Consider the following 18988-nt stretch of genomic DNA (forward strand, 5'->3'; position numbering starts at 1 on the left):
GGTTGCTTCGACCGTGCGAACGGCTCGTGAACAGGCACGACAGTGCATTGACAGGCCTCAGCGGGCTCCGTGAGGCTCCTGGTTCATGCAGCCCTTCGGTGACCCGCTGACGGTCCCGCTCGTGTGGCGCCGCCATGTCGATCTGGCCCGCGTCGCGAGCGCGATCTGTCGTTTCGGCGTCTGAGCCGGTCTTTTACTTTGCCCTGTTTCAGGGCGGTTTGCCCCACTGGCCCATGGGACGTTTGTCACGCTGAAACGTTCCCCCTTCGGGTCACTTCGGTGCCTCTCCGCCCGGGTCGTCCGGCTTCCTCCGCGCTTCTTCCGCCCCGCCCGGGGCGCTCCTCCGCCCCCGCGGGCCGTGCCCCGCCGCTTCGTCGCGGAGGCATCCGCACGCCCCCGCGACGGGGGCCTTCTCCGCTCCTGGAGCCCTTTGTGTCTTCGTACGAGAGTCCACTGTCCCGGCGTGCCTTCGCAGGAGGGGTGGCGGGGGCCGCCGCTGCCGTCGGGGTCGGGGCGGGCGAGGCCGTCGCCGCGCCCTTCGAGCGGCCCGCCGAGCGACCCGCCGAGCGGCCCTTCGCGGCGCGCGAGCGGCACGACGGCAAGGCCGGCCGACGGCCCAACATCCTCTTCGTCCTCGGCGACGACCTCGGCTGGGCCGATCTGTCGTCCTACGGCTCGCCGCACATCAGAACCCCGCACCTGGACCGCCTCGCCCGCCAGGGCGTGCGCTTCACCCAGGCCTACTCCGGCTCCGCGACCTGCTCCCCGACCCGCTTCAGCCTGTACACCGGGCGCTTCCCCGGGCGGACGAAGGGCGGGCTCGCCGAGCCCATCGCGGACAAGTCAGTGGGCCTGGAGCCCACCCACCCCACGCTCGCCTCGCTGCTGCGCGACGCCGGGTACGCGACCGCCCTGATCGGCAAGTGGCACTGCGGCTACCTGCCGGACTACTCGCCCACCAGGTCGGGCTGGGACGAGTTCTTCGGGAACTTCGGCGGGGCCCTGGAGTACTACTCCAAGCTCGGCCTCGGCGGCGAGTACGACCTGTACGAGGGCGACGCGACCCACAAGGACCTGCGCTACTACACCCGCATCCTGACCGAGCGGGCCAGCGACTACGTGCGGCGCGAGCACGACCGGCCGTGGCTGCTCAACCTCAACTTCACGACGCCGCACTGGCCGTGGATCGCCGACGGCGACACCGAGGCGAGCGCGGAGGTCGTGCGGCGGATCAAGGCCGGGGACCGCGGCGCCCTGAGGCACCAGGACGGCGGGTCGATCGCCAAGTACACGGAGATGGTGCAGGACCTGGACCGGTCGATCGGGCACGTGCTGCACGCCCTGAAGAAGTCCGGCCAGGAGCGCGACACCCTCGTCTTCTTCGCCTCCGACAACGGCGGCGAACGCTTCTCCTACAACTGGCCGCTTTCCGGGAACAAGGGCTCGCTGCGGGAGGGCGGCATCCGGGTGCCGACGATCCTGCGCTGGCCCGCCCGACTGGACGGCGGGCAGGTCAGCGAGGAGCCGGTGTACACGCCCGACTGGACGGCGACGCTGCTCGAACTCGCCGGGGCCCGGCCGGACCCGGCCCGTCCGCTGGACGGCACGAGCCTCGCCCGCTATCTGCTGCGCGGTACGGAGCCGGGCGAGCGGGACCTGTTCTGGCGGGTGCGCGGCGAGCGTGCGCTGCGGCGCGGGCCGTGGAAGTACTACCGCGGCAAGGGCGGCGCGGACCAGCTCTTCCACCTGGGCCGCGACCAGCGGGAACAGGCGGACCTGGCGCGCCGGGAGCCGGCGCTCCTCGCGGAGCTGCGGACGGCGTGGGAGCGGACGGACGCGGGACTGCTGCCGTATCCGACGGCGTGAGGGCCGGCTCCGCGCGGGGGTGCGGCGGGCCGCTGCCGGGCGGCCGCGGCGCGGAGCGGGCGGGCTACTTCTTCGCGTCGGCGGACAGGGTCGCGGTCGCGCTGACCACGGTGCCGTCCTCGGCCGTGAGCGTGAGGCCGTCGTCCTTGACCTCGTACTCGGCCTTGCCGTCGAACAGTTTGAGCAGGTCGCTCTCGGTCTTCGCCTTGGGACCCACGCACATCATGCGGGTCAGCTTCGGCGCGCCGAGGGCGAGGGCGCCGTCGTGCGCCTCGGCCTTGCCGGTGACGTCGTTGCAGCCGAGGTTGCCGCGGACGGTGCCGTCCTTGCCGAAGATCAGCTTGGCCTTGCCCGCCACCTGCTTCGGCAGGGGCCGCGCCGAGTCGCCCGTACCCACGGAGTCCACGGTCCAGGTGGTGCCCTGGAGCGGGGCGCCGGGGGCCACGGGCCTTGAGGTCAGGGCGATCCGGTCGCCCTTGGCGTTGGTGAGGGTGAGGCGGTCGTCGTCGACGCTGGCCTTGAGCTTGCCGTCGATGGCGCGGGCGAGGCTGTTCTCGAAGTCGAGCGCCTCGCAGGCCATCTGGGTGTGCACGCCGGGCTTGAAGCGGACGGTGTCGCCCTTCACGGAGACGTCGGCGCCGTAGCCGTTGCAGCCGAAGTGGCCGCCGGTGCCGCCCTTTCCGCCGAGCCGTACGTAGACGTCGTCGGGCGCCTTCTGTTTCTTGCCGTCGACGGTGAGGCTCTCGACGTTCCAGCGCACGCCGGTCAGGGACGTCTTGGAACCGACGGAGCCGGAGTCCTTCTTGCCTGACGTGTCGGAGTCGCCGGAGCCGGACTCCGAGCCGCAGGCGGCGAGCAGACCGGCGGCGGCGAGGACGGTGAGGGTCTGGGTAACGCGCTGCTTGTACATGTCACTGTGACGGGGCGACGAGCGGACCGGTTCCCTCCCCGCAGCGGCTACGACATCAGCGGCAGGAGCCCGCCCAGGTCCGCCCGTTCGCCGCTCGCGCCGACCTTCGCCGCGTCGAGCGCGGCGGCCCACGTCGTCCGCCCGGTCGCGAGCCGGATCCACGTCAGCGGGTCGGTCTCGACGACGTTCGGCGGGGTGCCGCGGGTGTGCCGGGGCCCCTCGACGCACTGCACCACGGCGTACGGCGGAATCCGCACCTCCACCGAGCCGCCGGGGGCCTTGAGGGCCAAGGTGTCGGCCAGGAGCCGGGTGCAGGCGGCCAGGGCCTGGCGATCGTACGGGACGTCGAGGCCGGGCACGGCGTCGTTCAGGTCGTCGGTGTGGACGACGAGTTCGACGGTGCGCGTGACCATGAAGTCGGCGAGGGTCATGCCGCCGAACCGCATCTGGACGAGCCGGGTGCCGGGGACGCCGGGCAGCGCCTCCGCGAGCCGGTCGGCGGCCTGGCCGAACAGGGCGTCGAGGTCCGCGCCCCCGCTCACGACGGCACGGACGTCCTCGTCGACCTGGCCCGCGGCCGCGGAGGTCTGGAACGCCCAGTTCCGCAGGGTGACATCGGCCTTGTCCGGCTCGGGCGCGGCCAGGGAGCGGGCGACCGCGCCGAGCGACATCGTCAAATGCGCGGCCAGTTCGCACACGGTCCAGTCGCCGAGCCGTGTGGGCCGGGCCAGTTGCTCGTCCGTGAGGCCCGCGACCGCTTCCCGCACGGTCGCGTACTGGGCGAGGACGGCGGTGCGGATCTTCGTCGGGTCGTAGGCGCGCGCACGCTTCTTGGCCGGTGGCATAGCGGGAGCCTAAGCCTTCACCGCGAACTCGCTGAGTCCTTTTTCCAGGAGGTCGAAGGCCGCTCGGGCATGCCGCTCGGCGTCCGCCGCGATCGCCTCAAGGGGTTCTCCCGCCATGCGGCGGCGCATGGCGTCCGAGCAGACGGCGTTGCGTACGGCGATGAGCTGGGCGGCGGCGACGTGGGCGAGCACCGGCTCGTCGATCTCCTCGGCGAGGACGTCGGCGAGCAGGGTCTGGCCGCGCAGGTGGAAGTCGTGCGCCCGCTTGAGAAGGACGGGTGTCTCCAGGACGAGGCGCAGCGTCCGGAGCGAGCGCTGGTCGTCGCTGAGCCCGACGGCCGGGGAGCGCTCCGCGATCGCGCCGAGCAGCTGGCGGCGCAGGGCGTCCACGGCGGACTCGCCGGGGGCACGGCCGCGCACCGCGTCGGCGGCGTCGGCGACGTGCTCCTCCATCGGCCCGAGGACCAGGTCCTCCTTCGTACCGAAGTAGTTGAAGACGGTCATCTTCGATACGTCGGCGGCCTCCGCGATCTCGGCGACGGACACCTTGTCGAAGCCGCGCTCGACGAAGAGGTCCACCGCGGCCCGCCAAATGCGCTCGGCGGTCTGCCGCTTCTTGCGCTCGCGCAACCCGGGCCGACGGGCCTGGGGCGCCTCAGCGGCGGCCAGCGCGTCTCTCTGTGCCATGCTCCGCATTGTATGCGGATGATTTTTGGCTGAGATCAAAGATTTACCGGGTCAGGGATTTGCTGGCCGCAGGTGCCCCTTCGGGAGCCACCGTGAACACCTCCCTGTTGGCGGGCACACCCACCCCGCGCCACCGGAACGGGACGCCGCGCGCCGTGTCGATGTCGGGGCCGTCCATCAGCTGGAAGTGGACGTGCGGCTCCGTGGTGTTGCCGGAGTTCCCGCACTGTCCGATGGCCTGGCCCACGCGCACCCGGTCGCCGACGCGCACGGCGAGGGAGCCACGCCGCACGTGCGCGTACATGGCGTGGGTGCCGTCGCCGAGGTCCAGGACGACGTGGTTGCCGACGACGCGGCGGACCGGGCCCGCGCCGCGCACCGCGGCCTCGACGAAGAAGAAGTAGAGGAGCCCGAGGAGGGAGGTGCGGCTGAGGTGGTCGCGCTGGCCGTCCTCCGCGTGCACGACGGTCGCGTCGGCGACGGCGAGCAGCGGGGCGCCGAAGGCGGGGTAGGCGCGGTTGCGCCGGGCCACGGGCCAGAGCCAGGAGAAGCCGGGCCGGGCGTCCTTGCCGGACTCGTCGCCCTCGGCCGTGATGTCGATGGCGTACGTCTGGCCGAGGCTGTGCGTGCCGTGGCTCGGCACCTTGTCGGCCGGGCTGTTGAGCGCGGACCAGCGGCCGGTGACCGGCGCCTCCACCTCGACGGGCTCCGGCGGGTCGCTCACGATCTGCTGCCGCGCCTTGCGCCCCGGCAGCAGGCGCAGGCCGATGGCGGCGACGGCCGGGAGCCAGCCCAGCCAGTAGTTGTACGGCAGGTCCACGAAGAACCCGGCGGTCGCCTGCACGATGAAGACCAGCCACAGGAAGCGGCCGAGGACGGCGGCGAACTTGCGTATGGACACGGTGGTTTCCCCCTGGCGGATGCGGTGCGGTCAGGGCCGGGCGGCCGCGACGAAGACGAGCAGCGGCACCACCCGGTCCGCGGGCACCTGGTAGCGGCCCCGGGCCGTGGTGTGCAGCCAGCCCGCGCCGGTCAGTTGGCGCAGGTGGTGGTAGATCTGGCCGGTCGTGCCGACGCCGTCGAGCGCGGCGAGCTCCGCGGCGGTGCGGCGGCCGCCGAGGATCTCGCGCAGCAGCCGGAGCCGTACGGCGTGGCCGAGCGCGGCGAAGGACTCGGCGGCTTCGGACCAGTCGCCGTCGAGGAGCACCTCGGTGAACTGGCCGGTCTGCCAGTCGTAGCGCTCCCCGGTCGGCAGCCGCACCGCCCCCGTGTACAGGACACCGCCGTCGGCGGCCCCGTGCTCGGCGAGCTGCGCCTTCAGGCCCTCCAGGGCCCAGAAGTCGCTCTCGCTCACGACGGGCGCGGCCCCTTCGCGGTCACGGCCCGCGCTCTCCAGTGCCGCCATGCGCCGTTCGAGCTCGGCGACGCGCTCCTCCAACTCCATGATCGTAGGTTACGTAATTACGTAACTCCAAACAAGTGGAGAAGCCGCGGCCGCGTCCGGAAACGCCGGAGCCCCCGCCCGGACCAGGTCCGGGCGGGGGCTCCGCGAGCGAAGTGACGTCCTAGGCGAAGAGCCCGGGGATCGTCTCCGTGTGGGCCGTGCGCAGCTCGCTCAGGGGCAGCGCGAACTGGCCCTGCACCTCCACGGCGTCGCCGTCCACGACACCGATCCGCGTGACCGGGAGGCCCCGGGCGCCGCACATGTCGGTGAAGCGGAGCTCCTCACTGCGCGGCACGGCCACGACCGCGCGGCCCGCCGACTCGGAGAGGAGGAACGTGAACGCGTCGAGGCCGTCCGGCACGACGAGGCGTGCGCCGTTGCCGCCGCGCAGACAGGACTCCACGACCGCCTGGACCAGGCCGCCGTCCGACAGGTCGTGCGCGGCGTCGATCATGCCGTCGCGCGAGGCCGAGATCAGGATCTCGGCGAGCAGCCGCTCGCGCTCCAGGTCGACCTTGGGCGGCAGGCCGCCGAGGTGGTCGTGGACGACCCCCGACCAGGCCGAGCCGCCGAACTCCTCGGCCGTGTCGCCGAGCAGGTAGAGGAGCTGGCCCTCTTCCTTGAACGCGATCGGCGTGCGGCGCGTGACGTCGTCGATGACGCCGAGCACGGCCACGACCGGGGTCGGGTGGATCGCCGTCTCGCCGGTCTGGTTGTACAGCGAGACGTTGCCGCCGGTGACCGGGGTGCCGAGCTGGAGGCAGCCGTCCGCGAGGCCGCGGGTGGCCTCGGCGAACTGCCACATCACGTCCGGGTCCTCGGGCGAGCCGAAGTTCAGGCAGTTGGAGATGGCGAGCGGCTTGGCGCCGGAGGCCGCGACGTTGCGGTACGACTCGGCGAGCGCGAGCTGCGCGCCCGCGTACGGGTCGAGCTTCGCGTACCGGCCGTTGCCGTCGGTGGCCATGGCGACGCCGAGGTTGGTGTCCTCGTCGACGCGGACCATGCCCGCGTCCTCGGGCTGCGCGAGGATCGTGTTGCCCTGCACGAAGCGGTCGTACTGGTCGGTGATCCACGCCTTGGAGGCCTGGTTCGGGGACGCCACGACCTTCAGGACCTGGTCCTTCAGCTCCTCGGCGGTCGCCGGGCGCGGCAGCTTCGCCGCGTCGTCGGCCTGGAGGGCGTCCTGCCAGCTGGGGCGCGCGTAGGGGCGGTGGTAGACCGGGCCCTCGTGCGCGACCGTGCGCGGCGGCACGTCCACGATCTGCTCGCCGTGCCAGAAGATCTCCAGGCGCTCGCCGTCCGTCACCTCACCGATGACGGTCGCGATGACGTCCCACTTCTCGCAGATCTCCAGGAAGCGCTCGACCTTGCCGGGCTCGACGATCGCGCACATGCGTTCCTGCGACTCGCTCATGAGGATTTCCTCGGGCGAGAGGGTCGCGTCGCGCAGCGGCACGGTGTCGAGCTCGACGCGCATGCCGCCGGAACCGGCGGATGCCAGCTCGCTGGTCGCACAGGAGAGCCCGGCGCCGCCGAGGTCCTGGATGCCGTCGACCAGCTTCTCCTTGAAGATCTCCAGGGTGCACTCGATGAGGAGCTTCTCCTGGAAGGGGTCGCCGACCTGCACGGCCGGGCGCTTCGCCGGACCGGTCGACTCGAAGGTCTCGGACGCGAGCACGGAGACTCCGCCGATGCCGTCGCCGCCCGTGCGGGCGCCGTACAGGATGACCTTGTTGCCCGCGCCCGAGGCCTTCGCGAGGTGGATGTCCTCGTGCTTCATCACGCCGATGCACCCGGCGTTGACCAGCGGGTTGCCCTGGTAGCAGGGGTCGAAGACGACCTCGCCGCCGATGTTCGGCAGGCCGAGGCAGTTGCCGTAGCCGCCGATGCCCGCGACCACGCCGGGAAGCACGCGCTTGGTGTCGGGGTGGTCGGCGGCACCGAAGCGCAGCGGGTCCACGACCGCGACCGGGCGCGCGCCCATCGCGAGGATGTCGCGCACGATGCCGCCGACGCCGGTCGCGGCGCCCTGGTACGGCTCGATGTACGAGGGGTGGTTGTGCGACTCGACCTTGAAGGTGACCGCGTAGCCCTGGCCGACGTCGACCACGCCCGCGTTCTCGCCGATGCCGACGAGCATGGCGTCGTTCTCGGGGACCTTCTCGCCGAACTGCTTCAGATGGACCTTGCTGCTCTTGTACGAGCAGTGCTCGGACCACATGACGGAGTACATGGCGAGCTCGGCGCCGGTCGGGCGGCGGCCGAGGATCTCCCTGATCCGCGCGTACTCGTCCTCCTTGAGGCCGAGTTCCTTCCAGGGCTGCGCGGCCTCGGGGTTCTCCGTCGCGTGCTTGACGGTGTCGAGGGTCATCGGGCGTCCACCAGCTTCTTCAGGATCGAGGTGAAGAACCCCAGGCCGTCCGTGCGGCCGGTCCCGATCAGCGGCTCGACCGCGTGCTCGGGGTGCGGCATGAGGCCGACCACGTTCCCGGCCTCGTTCGTGATGCCCGCGATGTCGCGCAGCGAGCCGTTCGGGTTCATGTCCAGATAGCGGAAGGCGACGCGGCCCTCGGCCTCCAGCATGTCGAGGGTGCGCTCGTCCGCGACGTAGCGTCCGTCGATGTTCTTCAGCGGGATGGAGATCTCCTGGCCCGGCTCGTAGTCGGCCGTCCAGGCGGTCTTGTCCGTCTCGACCCGCAGCTTCTGGTCGCGGCAGATGAAGTGCAGGTGGTTGTTGCGCAGCATCGCGCCGGGCAGCAGGTGCGTCTCGGTCAGGACCTGGAAGCCGTTGCAGATCCCGAGGACCGGCATTCCCGCCTTGGCCTGGTCGATGACCGACTCCATGACGGGCGAGAAACGCGAGATCGCGCCGGCCCGCAGATAGTCGCCGTAACTGAAACCGCCGGGCAGCACCACGGCGTCGACCTGCTTGAGGTCCTTGTCCCGGTGCCACAGCGGCACCGCCTCCGCGCCCGCAAGGCGCACCGCGCGCTGCGTGTCACGGTCGTCCAGGGTTCCCGGAAATGTGACGACTCCGATTCGGGCAGTCACTTCTGGGCCCCCGCGGATCCCTCGGCGGCTTCCACCTTTACGACGAAGTCCTCGATCACCGTGTTGGCGAGGAAGGTTTCCGCCATCTCGTGGATACGGGCGAGCGCGGCGTCGTCCACCGGCCCGTCCACTTCGAGTTCGAAGCGCTTTCCCTGACGTACATCGGAGATGCCCTGGAATCCGAGGCGCGGCAGTGCACGCTGCACCGCCTGTCCCTGGGGGTCGAGGATCTCCGGCTTGAGCATGACGTCGACTACGACGCGTGCCACTGGCACTCCCGGTGTGTGGTGCTTGCGTGTGCTGCCAGGCGTGGTGCTCAGCAGGTTCCTTCAGACTACCCGCACAAAATTTCTACCCGCGTAGATTCGTAGCAACATACGTGACGCCAGTCACTTCGACGCGGGGCTCGGCTGGTCATCCGGGTGTCGCGGCCGTCGCGTGCGCGAAAAATCCCGGAAAAGATCACAGTTCACCATTGCGCCGGGCGCCCCCGCCCGGACAGTCTGCTGACGTGCGCCCAGGGGCGACATTCCCGGCTCCACGGCGCCGGAACACGCGGTGAGATTTAGCCGACTTCCCCCTTCATTGCCGGGCCCTGTACAAAGGAATTGGCAATAGCCGATACTTTGTCCCAAAACTGCCGGACAGTCGGCATCAGCGCATGTCATATGCGGTGGCGTCGCACGAAAGGACCGATATTCGTGGCGCAGCGTGTCGTGGTCACTCTCTATGACGACATCGACGGCTCAGAAGCGGCGGAAACGGTCGCCTTCGGTCTCGACGGAAGGTCGTACGAGATCGACCTCAACGAAACCAATGCCGAGAAACTTCGCAAGGTGCTGGCTCCCTACCTGCAGGCGGCCCGCAAGAAGTCGAAGTCCGGCAAGGTCTACCGGCACACGGCGGTGACGGCCGACCCCGCCGCCGTGCGCGCCTGGGCCCGCTCCCACCAGCTCGACGTGCCGCCCCGGGGGCGCATCCCGAAGAAGGTGTACGAGGCCTTCGAAGCCGCCAACTGACCTCCGGCCGGGTCCCCGCCGACCCCGGCCGGCCGGCCTCTCCAGGGGTGCTGCGCAGCCGACTTGCGCGGCACCCCTGGTGATCAGCTAAAGTCTGGAGCACGCCGAGGGGCCAGGCCGAAAGGCCGAATCCCACAGCAGCGTGCGGGTGTAGTTCAGTAGTAGAACATCCCCCTTCCAGGGGGAAGGCGCAGTGTGCGATCCCTGTCACCCGCTCCACACCAGTGACCGACCACCCTTCCGGGTGCGGTAGGCTGGTGCTCGCACCGATCGGTGAAAGCCGGTCGGGAGCAAGATGCGAACGTAGCTCAGTTGGTAGAGCGCAACCTTGCCAAGGTTGAGGTCGCGAGTTCGAACCTCGTCGTTCGCTCCACAAGGAGAAGCCCGGTACCCCAGGTACCGGGCTTCTTGCTGTTCCCCGGACGCTTCCGGATCACGGGCCGATTCCAGTCCACAGGCCGATTCCGGACCACGGCCCGCGGCGCGGCGATCTGACATTTGTCATGGGTGCCGATGACAGGCCGCACTGCCGGACCGCCCCCGGCCACGGAACGCTTGAGTCATGACTGAGCACGTGATCGACGTCACCGACCTGCGGCGGACCTACGCGGGCGGCTACGAAGCGGTCCGGGGGATCTCGTTCACCGTGGGGCGGGGCGAGCTGTTCGCCCTCCTGGGGACGAACGGCGCGGGCAAGACCTCCACCGTCGAACTCCTGGAAGGCCTCACCGAACCGGCCGCGGGCGAGATCCGCGTCCTCGGGCACGACCCCTACCGCGACCGGGCCGTGGTGCGCCCGCGCATCGGCGTGATGCTCCAGGAGGGCGGCTTCCCCTCCGAGCTGACCGTCACCGAGACCGCGCGCATGTGGGCCGGGTGCACCAGCGGGGCACGTCCCGTCGGCGAGGCCCTGGAGGCCGTCGGGCTCAGCAGGCGCGGCGAGACCCGCGTGAAACAGCTCTCCGGCGGCGAGAAGCGCCGGCTCGACCTCGCGATGGCGCTCATGGGCGACCCCGAGGTGCTGTTCCTCGACGAGCCGACCACCGGACTCGACGCCGAAGGCCGCCGCGAGACCTGGGAGTTGGTGCGCGCCCTGCGCGACAACGGCACCACCGTGCTGCTCACCACGCACTACCTGGAGGAGGCCGAGCAGCTCGCCGACCGCCTCGCGATCATGCACGAGGGCCGCATCGCCGCCTCCGGACGCGTCGCCGACGTCGTCGCCACCCAGCCCTCGCAGATCTCCTTCGACCTGCCCGACGGCTACTTCCCCGGCGATCTGCCGCCGCTCGCCGACCTCGGCGTGACCGGCCACGAACTGGTGGGCCGCACGGTCCGGCTGCGCACCGGAACGCTCCAGCGCTCCGCGACCGAACTGCTCGTCTGGGCCCAACGGGCGGGCGTCGAACTGCGCGGGCTCGACATCCGCGCCGCCTCGCTCGAAGAGGCCTTCCTGCGGATCGCGCGGGACGCGACGGCCGCGGACGGCACCACCCCCATGACGAACGAACCGCACGCGGCCCGCGCCGCCGGAGCGGCCGAGGAGGATGCGGCATGAGCACGATGACCACGACACGTCCCGTGGCGGAGCGCTCCGCACGCACCACTCCGGCCGGGCGCATGCGGGCCCTCGCGCGCGCCGAACTGACGCTGCTCGGCCGCAGCAAGGGCACGCTGTTCGGAGCGCTCTTCCTGCCGCTCGTCATGCCGTTCAGCGTGCGCCAGGCCGCCGAGGGGATGGACCTGAAGGGCACCGGGCTTTCGGTCGGCTCGGTCGTCCTGCCCGGCGCGATCGGCTTCTCCCTGCTCTTCGCCGTCTACTCGGCGCTTGTGAACGTGTACGCGGCCCGGCGCGAGGAGCTCGTCCTCAAGCGGCTGCGCACCGGCGAGGTGCGGGACGCGGAGATCCTCGCGGGCGCCGCGCTCCCCTCCGTGGCCATCGGCCTCGTCCAGTCCGTGCTCCTGACCGCGGGCTGCCTGGCACTCCTCGACGTGGGGGCGCCCGAGGCGCCGCACTACGCCGTCCTGGGTCTCGTCCTCGGCCTCGCACTGTGGCCCCTGCTCGCGGCCGTGACGGCGAGCTTCAGCCGGAGCGTGGAGAGCGCGCAGGTCGCGGCCATGCCGCTGCTGTTCCTCTCGTTCTTCGGCTCCGGCGCGATGGTGCCGCTCGAAGTCCTTCCCGACCCGCTGGCCCGGATCTGCGAACTCCTGCCGCTCTCCCCGGTGATCGAACTGATCCGCGGCGGCTGGACCGGGCAGCTCTCCTTCACCGACGCGCTCGGCACCCTCGCGACCGCGGTGGCCTGGATCCTGATCGGCGTGTTTGCTGTACGACGGTGGTTCCGCTGGGAGCCCCGGCGCTGAGGAGGAGATCGACGTGGTCGGCCGGATGCGGGCCTGGCAGCGCGGCTGGCACGAGCGCAGCAAGATCGAGCGGGTGGAACTCCAGTCCGTGGCGATCTGGCACGCCATGCCCTGGCTGCTCTACCTCAGCTGGGGCTCGCTGCCGCTCGGCCTGAGCCTGGCGCCGGACCTCCCGGCCCAGGTGCTCGGCTGGGCGATCATCGTGACGGCCGCCGGGCAGTGCGTCCAGGTGAACCGCAGCGTGCGGCGAGCGCTCAACCACTACCTGGGGCGCGCGCCGTACCCCGCGCGCGACCTCGCCGTGTCGCGCTCCCTGATGGTGGCCATGCTCGGCCTCGCCCTCGCGCTCCAGGCCGTCGACGGCGTCGAGGAGGGCCTGATCGGCTTCCCCGTGGCCTTCCTCGTCGTACCGCACTTCGAGGCGCTCGCCTTCGCCCTGCCGCTGCGGAGCTTCTTCGTGCGCTTCGCGCTCGTCGAGGCGGTGGTCGTGGCCGGTTTCACCGCGGTCGGCGTACGCGACGGGCGGCTGCTCGGGATCGCCGTGCTGGTCGCGTTCGGCGCCGGTGTGGCCCTGCTCAGCACGCGCTGCGGGGCCTGGACGCTCGCGGTGATGTGGGAGGCCGACCGGGCCCGCGAGGTCGAGTCCCGGCTCGCCGTCGCCGAGGAGCGGCTGCGCTTCGGCCGCGATCTGCACGACGTGATGGGGCGCAACCTCGCCGTCATCGCGCTCAAGAGCGAGCTCGCCGCGCAGCTGGCCCGGCGCGGGCGGCCCGAGGCGGTGGACCAGATGGTCGAGGTGCAGCGCATCGCCCAGCAGTCGCAGCGGGAGATCAGGGACGTCGTACGCGGCTACCGCGAGGCCGACCTCGGCGTGGAACTCGCGGGGGCCCAGGGCGTCCTTGAGGCCGCCGGGATCACCTGCCGGGTGACCGGGGAGCCCGCGGGCCTGCCCGCCGCGGTGCAGTCGGCCCTCGGCTGGGTGGTGCGCGAAGGCACCACGAACGTGCTGCGCCACGGCGACGCGCAGCACTGCTCCATCACCGTGTCGGTCATGGAAGGACGGACGACGTTGACCATCGAGAACGACGGGGTGCCCGAGGCCCGCGCGGCCGCGGGCGGCACCGGCCTCGCCGGGCTCCGCGAGCGCCTCGCCGCCGTGGACGGCACCCTTGAGCACGCCGCCGACAGCGGCCTCTTCCGGCTCACCGCGCGGGTGCCGATGCCCGACGGAACCCGCCGGGCCGAGGACGCCGAGCACGCCGAGCACGCCGTCCCGGCCGGAGCCCCGGAGGCGAAGGTCTCGTGACCGTGCGCGTGCTGCTCGCCGACGACGAGCATCTGATCCGCGGCGCGCTCGCCGCCCTGCTCAGCCTGGAGGACGACCTCGCCGTCGTCGCCGAGGCCGCCTCCGGGCCCGAGGCCCTCGCCATGGCGCGGGCCCACCGGCCCGACGTGGCCGTGCTCGACCTCCAGATGCCGGGCGCCGACGGTGTGAGCGTGGCCACATCCCTGCGGGACGAACTCCCGGACTGCCGCGTCATGATCGTGACCAGCCACGGCCGCCCGGGACACCTCAAGCGGGCGCTCGCGGTCGGTGTGCGCGGATTCGTACCGAAGACGGTGAGCGCACAGCGGCTCGCCGAGATCATCCGCACCGTGCACGACGGACGGCGGTACGTGGACCAGGAGTTGGCGGCCGACGCGATCTCCGCGGGGGACTCCCCGCTGACCGCCCGCGAGGCCGAAGTGCTCGAACTCGCCGCCGACGGCGCGTCCGTCGCGGAGATCGCCGAGCGCGCCTCACTGTCCCAGGGGACGGTCCGGAACTACCTCTCGTCGGCGGTCACCAAGACCGGTGCCGAGAACCGGCACGCGGCAGTGCGTCTCGCGCGCGAGCGAGGTTGGGTATAGTAGCTATCGCGCTTCGGCGCAGCGCGGACGTAGCTCAGTTGGTAGAGCGCAACCTTGCCAAGGTTGAGGTCGCCAGTTCGAACCTGGTCGTCCGCTCAACTGAAGCCCCCCGGTTCTCCGAACCGGGGGGCTTTCTCGTGCGCCCGGCTACCAGGCGGTGCCGGTGAGCCGCTCGTACGCCTCGACGTACTTGGCGCGGGTGGCCTCGACCACGTCCCCCGGCAGCGGCGGGGGCGGCTGCTCGCCGTGGCGGTCCCAGCCGGACGCCGGCGACGTCAGCCAGTTGCGGACGAACTGCTTGTCGAAGGAGGGCTGGGCGTGGCCCGGCTCCCAGGAGTCGGCGGGCCAGAAGCGGGACGAGTCCGGCGTCAGGACCTCGTCGGCCAGGACCAGGCTCTCCCCCTCGTAGCCGAACTCGAACTTCGTGTCGGCGAGGATCACGCCCCGGTCGCGCGCGATGTCCCGGGCCCTGCCGTACACGGCGAGGGTGGTCTGGCGCAGCTGGGCCGCCGTCTCGGCACCGACCTGGCGCGCCACCTCCTCGTAACTGACGTTCTCGTCGTGCTCGCCGACCTCCGCCTTGGTGGCGGGCGTGAAGATCGGCGCGGGCAGCTCGGAGCCGTCGGTCAGGCCCTCGGGAAGGGCGAGGCCGCAGACGGTGCGCGTCTCGTTGTACTCGACGAGGCCCGAGCCCGTCAGATAGCCGCGGGCCACGCACTCGACGGGCACCATCTCCAGGCGCTTGCAGACCAGCGTGCGCCCCTCCCAGTCGGCGGGAGCCCCGGCCGGCAGGTCCGTGGAGAGCACGTGGTTCGGGGCGATGTCGGCGAGCTGGTCGAACCACCACAGCGAAAGCCGGGTCAGTACGCGCCCCTTGTCGGGGATCTCGGTCGGGAGCACCCAGTCGTAGGCGGACATGCGGTCGCTGGCGACCATCACGAGGTCGCCCGCCTCGTTCTGGTACAGCTCGCGCACCTTGCCGGTGTGCAGATGCACCAGGCCCGGAACCTGGATCGGCTCGGGCTTTTCGACGAATCCGGACACGGTTCCTCCCCGTGGTTCTGTCCAAGTGCTCCGATTCTCCCGTATGCGGGGAGTGGTCTTGGCCAAGGGTTGGCCGACTCTCGACGGGACGGGGCCGCGGCGGCGTCCGCGCCGGGGTCAGTCGCGCTTGCAGATCCGGTCGAGGAGGTTGGCGGTGGCGCGCTGGACCCGGGCGTCGATGTGGCCGGGGCGGTCGAGCGCGGGGGACCAGGCGAAGGTCCCGGAGGCGAAGACGAGCGCGCCGGAGGGGGCGCGGTACAGCGAGGTCTCCTGGTGGCGGACGGTGCCCTCGCTGTCCTCGTACGGGGAGTGGGCGAGCAGGATGCGGTCCTGGTGCTCGGGCAGCGCCGTGCGCGGGAAGTAGCGGTCGGCCTCGCCCGCGACCAGGCCCTCGATCCCGTCGCCCTCGTGCGCGCCGGTGGCCTCCCAGAGCCAGTGGTCGGCGTTGCGGACGATCAGCGGGTGCGGCTCGGGGACCCGGCCCGCGTACTGGATGCCCATGAGCTGCTGCTCGGGGGCGTCGACCTCGCGCCACAGCGCGGCCTTCCCGGGGCCGCGGCGCTTGCGGCAGGTCAGCAGGCGGTCGGGGACGCCGGACGGGGACGGGCCCAGCTCCACCTGCCAGTACAGGGTGTTGGCGGAGAGGAAGACGAGCGAGGTGCCGTTCTCCCGGGCCAGTTCGGCGGTGCGGCGCATCGCGGCGGACCAGTACTCGTCGTGGCCGGGGAAGACCAGGCCGCGGTAGCGGGACGGGTCGATGCGGCCCGCGTGCAGGTCGCGGGCGTCGGCGTAGGCGAGGTCGTAGCCGTACCGCTCGGCCCAGCGGATGAAATCGTAGGCGTGGCCCACGTGCAGGGGCAGGCCCGCGCCCGCGTACGGCCGGTCGAAGGAGACGGTGACGGCGGCCTCGCTCTCGCCGAGCAGCCGGCCGTGGTCGTCCCAGGCGTGGTACAGGCTGGCGCCGGTGCGGCCGTCCTCCGGGTAGAGGTTGTACGCCTGCCAGGTGATGTCGGGCAGCACCACGAGCAGATCGGCGGAGGGGGCGTGGCCCAGCTCGCCCTGGACGAGGCTGTCGCGGACGGTGAAGGGCACGTGGGAGCGGTAGCCGTCGACGGTGGTGAGGACGGCGACGTACGCGCCGATGTTCCAGTACGCGGGGATCTGCAGGCGCCAGGACAGCCACCAGTGGTGGCAGGAGACGGTGCGGTCGGCGGTGAGCGGCGGGGGCTGCACGATGCCGGCGAGGCGGGGGCTCGTGGTGATCTGCGCGGCGCCGTCGCCGCCGTAGTGGCCGATGCGGTAGATGTCCACGCTGAACTGCTGCGGCGGGTCGACCGTGATGTGGAAGTCGAGGGCCTCGCCGGGGGCGGCGGCGCCGGTGCTCGTGAAGCCCTTGATCTGCCGGTGCACGTCGTCGGCGGTGCGGGGGCCGCCGCCGGGGCGCGGGGCGGGGGCGCGGGCGGGCCGGGTGGCGCCGGGTGCCGGGGCGTGGTCGACGTACCAGGGCACGACCTGGCCGGTGTCGTCGAAGTAGTGCTCGGCGCCCCGGAGCCAGGGCAGCGGGCCCTGGCCGAAGGGGTCGGTCACGGCGTGGGCGAGGGCGCCCGACTCCCAGCGGCGGATCGGCTCCGGTCCCATGCGTGTCCCCTCCCTCGCTCCCCCGAGCCTGTTCTCCGCCGCTGCGTGGTCGATGGCTCCGTGCCGGTGCGGAGGCGGAGCCGCCGCGGGCCGCGGCGGTCTTTCCCTTTCCCTGCACCAGCACATCACATTACGCACGCGGTCCGTCACCGTTCGTCGTGAATTAACGAGACCGGCGATGACCGGAACGTTTCGCTCCGGGATGGGAGGGGCGGACGGCCGGGCGCCGTGGGGGCGGGGCGTCAGACGAGACGCAGGGGCTTCTCCGGGCGGACGCCCTGGGTGGTGAGCCAGGCGCGCAGCGGCTCCGGGTCGCCGTCCTCCACGAGCGTGAGGACGCGCGGGGTGAGGTCGGCGGCGCGCTCGCCGCCGAGCAGCAGGGAGGGGCCATCCAGCCAGTCGAGGCCGGGGGTGGCGCCCGCCGTGTCCATGGCCGCGCAGCACACCATCGCGGAGACGTGGTCGGCGAGCAGCTCACGGCCCGACCGGGGCGGCTGGAGCGGGAACAGGGGCAGCGCGCCGTCGTCCCAGAGCGCGTCGTCCGGGGACTGGCCCGTGGGGGCGGGCCGGGCGGGGGCCGCGGCCTCCTCGCGGGCCAGCTCGGCGCTGAGCCCGGCGGCGAGCTGGCCGCTGCGGCCCTCGTCGGAGTCTTCGCGGTCTTCGTCGGCCGGGGCCGCGTCGGCGTAGTGGTCGTCGGCCTCGCGGGTGCCGGGGCCGCGGCGGGCCGCCCGCTCCGGGTCCGTCAGATGGTCGATGACCCGGCCGAGCGTCGGGCCCTCGGGGTCGGGGGCCTCGGGGTCGCAGGAGCGGCTGACGCCGAGCGCGTCGAGCACGCGGTGCAGGCGGGCCGCGTCCATGCGCCACTTGCGGTCGACGATCTCGTCCGGGTACTCCTGCCAGGCCACCGGGGCCCAGCCGGGGCCCGACTCGGCGGGGCCGCCGTGGAAGAGCCGGGCGGCGAGCAGCGAGGCGGCCTCGTCCACCGTGCCGGGCTCCTCCAGGAGGTCGCAGGCGGGGCGCTCGCCGAGCCGCGAGGCGAAGCCTTCGGCGAGGCGGTCCCTGCGGGACAGCTCGGTGAGGGCCGAGACCACCCCCGCGTCGAGGCGTGAGGGCCACCGGCCCATGCGCCAGGCGGGCAGCGCGACCCGGGTCAGGAGCCGGTCCCAGCCCGCGTACGCGAGGCCCACCTGCTCCTGGGCGACGATCCGCGCGCCGTAGTCCACGGTCTGGGCGCGCTCGGCGGCGGCGGCCGCGACGCCGCGCTCCATCTCCGCCGCGTGCATCCGGCAGCCGCGGAGCAGCAGCCGCGCCACCCAGCCGACACCGCCGAGGACGGTGCGGGCGAGCGGTCCGCGGCCGGGCGCGGAGGCGACGGCGACGGCCGCGTCCAGGCCGCGCACGAAGCGGCGGGCGGCCGCTATGTCCGGGTGGGCCGAGGGGCCCGTGCCCGCGACGACGGGGGCGAGGACGGCGCGCAGCTCGCCTACCCGCATCCACCACAGGAAGGGCGAGCCGATGACGAGCACCGGGGCGGCGGGGGCGCGGCTCCTGACCGGGCGGCCGCCGCCTATCCGCGTACCGGAGTCCGTGTCGTCGGCGTCGTCGGCGTCGTCCGCACCGCCCGCGGGCGGTCCTTCGCCCTGGGGCGCCCCGGCCTCGCGGCGGCGTGCGCACGCGCCGTGGGCCGGGTGGGTGCGGTCCTCCAGCCAGCTGTCGCAGTCCGGGGTGAGCGCTATCGCGGAGGGCGCGGGGACGTCCAGGCGGTCGGCGAGGTCGCGCACCAGGCGGTACAGGTCCGGCGCCGCGGCTTCGCTGATCGGGACCGTGGGGCTCAGGGCCGGTCTGGCGCGGGCGACGACCAGGGCGACGACCGCGGCGGCGGCGAGGGCGAGCACGGCGAGCACCGTGACGGCCCAGCGGGCCGCCGCCCAGACGGTGCCCTCGACGCGGCCGGTGGCCGCCGCGGCCAGCAGAACGACGGCGACGGCCGCGGGCAGCAGGGCGACGGCCAGCGCCCTGCCGCGGATGCGCAGCACGGCGAGAGCCCGGGAGCGCGCGGCCTGCGCGCCCGCCTCCTCACCCATACCTGACACGACCGAAGACACCCCCTACTGCCTCACAGCTCGGCCGTCGGCCGGAGCCGGCGGCGCACGTCGATGGCGTTGCTCACTCCCCCACTGTGGCACCCGCCACCGACATCGCAATGCCG

The 18988-nt window shown here is 72.5% G+C and carries 18 protein-coding genes and 3 tRNA genes; 10 read left to right on the top strand and 11 right to left on the bottom strand.

Going from position 1 to position 18988, the window contains the following annotated elements; all coding sequences use genetic code 11:
- The first annotated feature begins 85 nt into the window (after positions 1–85).
- Together CP982_RS43125 and CP982_RS20755 are read left to right on the top strand one after the other, a co-directional pair.
- Positions 86–184: a putative leader peptide gene (locus CP982_RS43125; RefSeq protein WP_311775231.1), complete on the top strand. Its 99-nt coding sequence runs from the start codon at positions 86–88 to the stop codon at positions 182–184.
- A 296-nt stretch (positions 185–480) separates the two neighbouring features.
- Complete coding sequence (locus CP982_RS20755; protein ID WP_242785908.1) at positions 481–1866, top strand: sulfatase family protein; 1386 nt, start codon at positions 481–483, stop codon at positions 1864–1866.
- A 64-nt stretch (positions 1867–1930) separates the two neighbouring features.
- On the opposite strand, the gene CP982_RS20760 is transcribed toward CP982_RS20755, so the two are convergent.
- From CP982_RS20760 to purS, 8 genes are all read right to left on the bottom strand, one after another.
- Positions 1931–2776 carry an META domain-containing protein gene (locus tag CP982_RS20760; protein ID WP_150511918.1) on the bottom strand — a complete coding sequence of 282 codons (846 nt, stop codon included), beginning with the start codon at positions 2774–2776 and terminating at the stop codon, positions 1931–1933.
- Between the two features lie 47 nt (positions 2777–2823).
- On the bottom strand, positions 2824–3621 hold the full coding sequence (locus tag CP982_RS20765) for a maleylpyruvate isomerase family mycothiol-dependent enzyme (RefSeq protein WP_150511919.1): 798 nt from the start codon (positions 3619–3621) through the stop codon (positions 2824–2826).
- A gap of 9 nt (positions 3622–3630) precedes the next feature.
- On the bottom strand, positions 3631–4308 hold the full coding sequence (locus tag CP982_RS20770) for a TetR/AcrR family transcriptional regulator (RefSeq protein WP_150511920.1): 678 nt from the start codon (positions 4306–4308) through the stop codon (positions 3631–3633).
- Positions 4309–4351: 43 nt separating this feature from the next.
- On the bottom strand, positions 4352–5209 hold the full coding sequence (locus CP982_RS20775; protein WP_150511921.1) for a M23 family metallopeptidase: 858 nt from the start codon (positions 5207–5209) through the stop codon (positions 4352–4354).
- Between the two features lie 30 nt (positions 5210–5239).
- The gene (locus CP982_RS20780) at positions 5240–5752 is read right to left on the bottom strand and encodes an ArsR/SmtB family transcription factor (protein WP_150511922.1); all 513 of its coding nucleotides are present in this window, start codon (positions 5750–5752) and stop codon (positions 5240–5242) included.
- Between the two features lie 121 nt (positions 5753–5873).
- A complete protein-coding gene (purL, locus tag CP982_RS20785) occupies positions 5874–8123 on the bottom strand; it encodes a phosphoribosylformylglycinamidine synthase subunit PurL (protein WP_150511923.1) in 2250 nt (749 codons plus the stop codon).
- Entirely contained in the window at positions 8120–8803 is a 684-nt protein-coding gene (gene purQ, locus CP982_RS20790) for a phosphoribosylformylglycinamidine synthase subunit PurQ (RefSeq protein WP_150511924.1), read from the bottom strand. The genes purL and purQ overlap by 4 nt, the downstream gene beginning before the upstream one ends.
- Positions 8800–9072, bottom strand: a complete 273-nt coding sequence (gene purS / locus CP982_RS20795) for a phosphoribosylformylglycinamidine synthase subunit PurS (RefSeq protein ID WP_150511925.1) — start codon at positions 9070–9072, stop codon at positions 8800–8802. The genes purQ and purS overlap by 4 nt, the downstream gene beginning before the upstream one ends.
- A 432-nt stretch (positions 9073–9504) precedes the next feature.
- Between purS and CP982_RS20800 the strand changes: the two genes are divergently transcribed.
- The 8 genes from CP982_RS20800 to CP982_RS20835 all read left to right on the top strand — a co-directional run bounded on the left by CP982_RS20800 (position 9505) and on the right by CP982_RS20835 (position 14193).
- A complete protein-coding gene (locus CP982_RS20800; RefSeq protein WP_030685668.1) occupies positions 9505–9822 on the top strand; it encodes a histone-like nucleoid-structuring protein Lsr2 in 318 nt (105 codons plus the stop codon).
- Between the two features lie 144 nt (positions 9823–9966).
- Positions 9967–10041, top strand: a tRNA-Gly gene (locus tag CP982_RS20805).
- A 78-nt stretch (positions 10042–10119) separates the two neighbouring features.
- Positions 10120–10195 (top strand) — tRNA-Gly (locus tag CP982_RS20810).
- A gap of 189 nt (positions 10196–10384) precedes the next feature.
- A complete protein-coding gene (locus CP982_RS20815) occupies positions 10385–11380 on the top strand; it encodes an ABC transporter ATP-binding protein (RefSeq protein WP_150511926.1) in 996 nt (331 codons plus the stop codon).
- Positions 11377–12186, top strand: a complete 810-nt coding sequence (locus CP982_RS20820; protein ID WP_150511927.1) for an ABC transporter permease — start codon at positions 11377–11379, stop codon at positions 12184–12186. The genes CP982_RS20815 and CP982_RS20820 overlap by 4 nt, the downstream gene beginning before the upstream one ends.
- A 13-nt stretch (positions 12187–12199) precedes the next feature.
- Entirely contained in the window at positions 12200–13492 is a 1293-nt protein-coding gene (locus CP982_RS20825; protein WP_229879296.1) for a sensor histidine kinase, read from the top strand.
- A complete protein-coding gene (locus CP982_RS20830) occupies positions 13489–14097 on the top strand; it encodes a response regulator transcription factor (protein ID WP_150511928.1) in 609 nt (202 codons plus the stop codon). The genes CP982_RS20825 and CP982_RS20830 overlap by 4 nt, the downstream gene beginning before the upstream one ends.
- A gap of 23 nt (positions 14098–14120) precedes the next feature.
- Positions 14121–14193, top strand: a tRNA-Gly gene (locus CP982_RS20835).
- 51 nt (positions 14194–14244) lie between these two features.
- Here the strand turns inward: CP982_RS20835 and CP982_RS20840 are convergent.
- From CP982_RS20840 to CP982_RS20850, 3 genes are all read right to left on the bottom strand, one after another.
- The gene (locus CP982_RS20840) at positions 14245–15141 is read right to left on the bottom strand and encodes a phosphoribosylaminoimidazolesuccinocarboxamide synthase (RefSeq protein WP_150511929.1); all 897 of its coding nucleotides are present in this window, start codon (positions 15139–15141) and stop codon (positions 14245–14247) included.
- A 117-nt stretch (positions 15142–15258) separates the two neighbouring features.
- On the bottom strand, positions 15259–16779 hold the full coding sequence (locus CP982_RS20845) for a N,N-dimethylformamidase beta subunit family domain-containing protein (protein ID WP_150511930.1): 1521 nt from the start codon (positions 16777–16779) through the stop codon (positions 15259–15261).
- A 242-nt stretch (positions 16780–17021) separates the two neighbouring features.
- The gene (locus CP982_RS20850; protein ID WP_150515606.1) at positions 17022–18863 is read right to left on the bottom strand and encodes a hypothetical protein; all 1842 of its coding nucleotides are present in this window, start codon (positions 18861–18863) and stop codon (positions 17022–17024) included.
- Positions 18864–18988 lie beyond the last annotated feature (125 nt).

Origin of the sequence: Streptomyces spectabilis (genome assembly GCF_008704795.1) — a bacterium.
Classification (GTDB): Bacteria; Actinomycetota; Actinomycetes; order Streptomycetales; family Streptomycetaceae; genus Streptomyces; species Streptomyces spectabilis.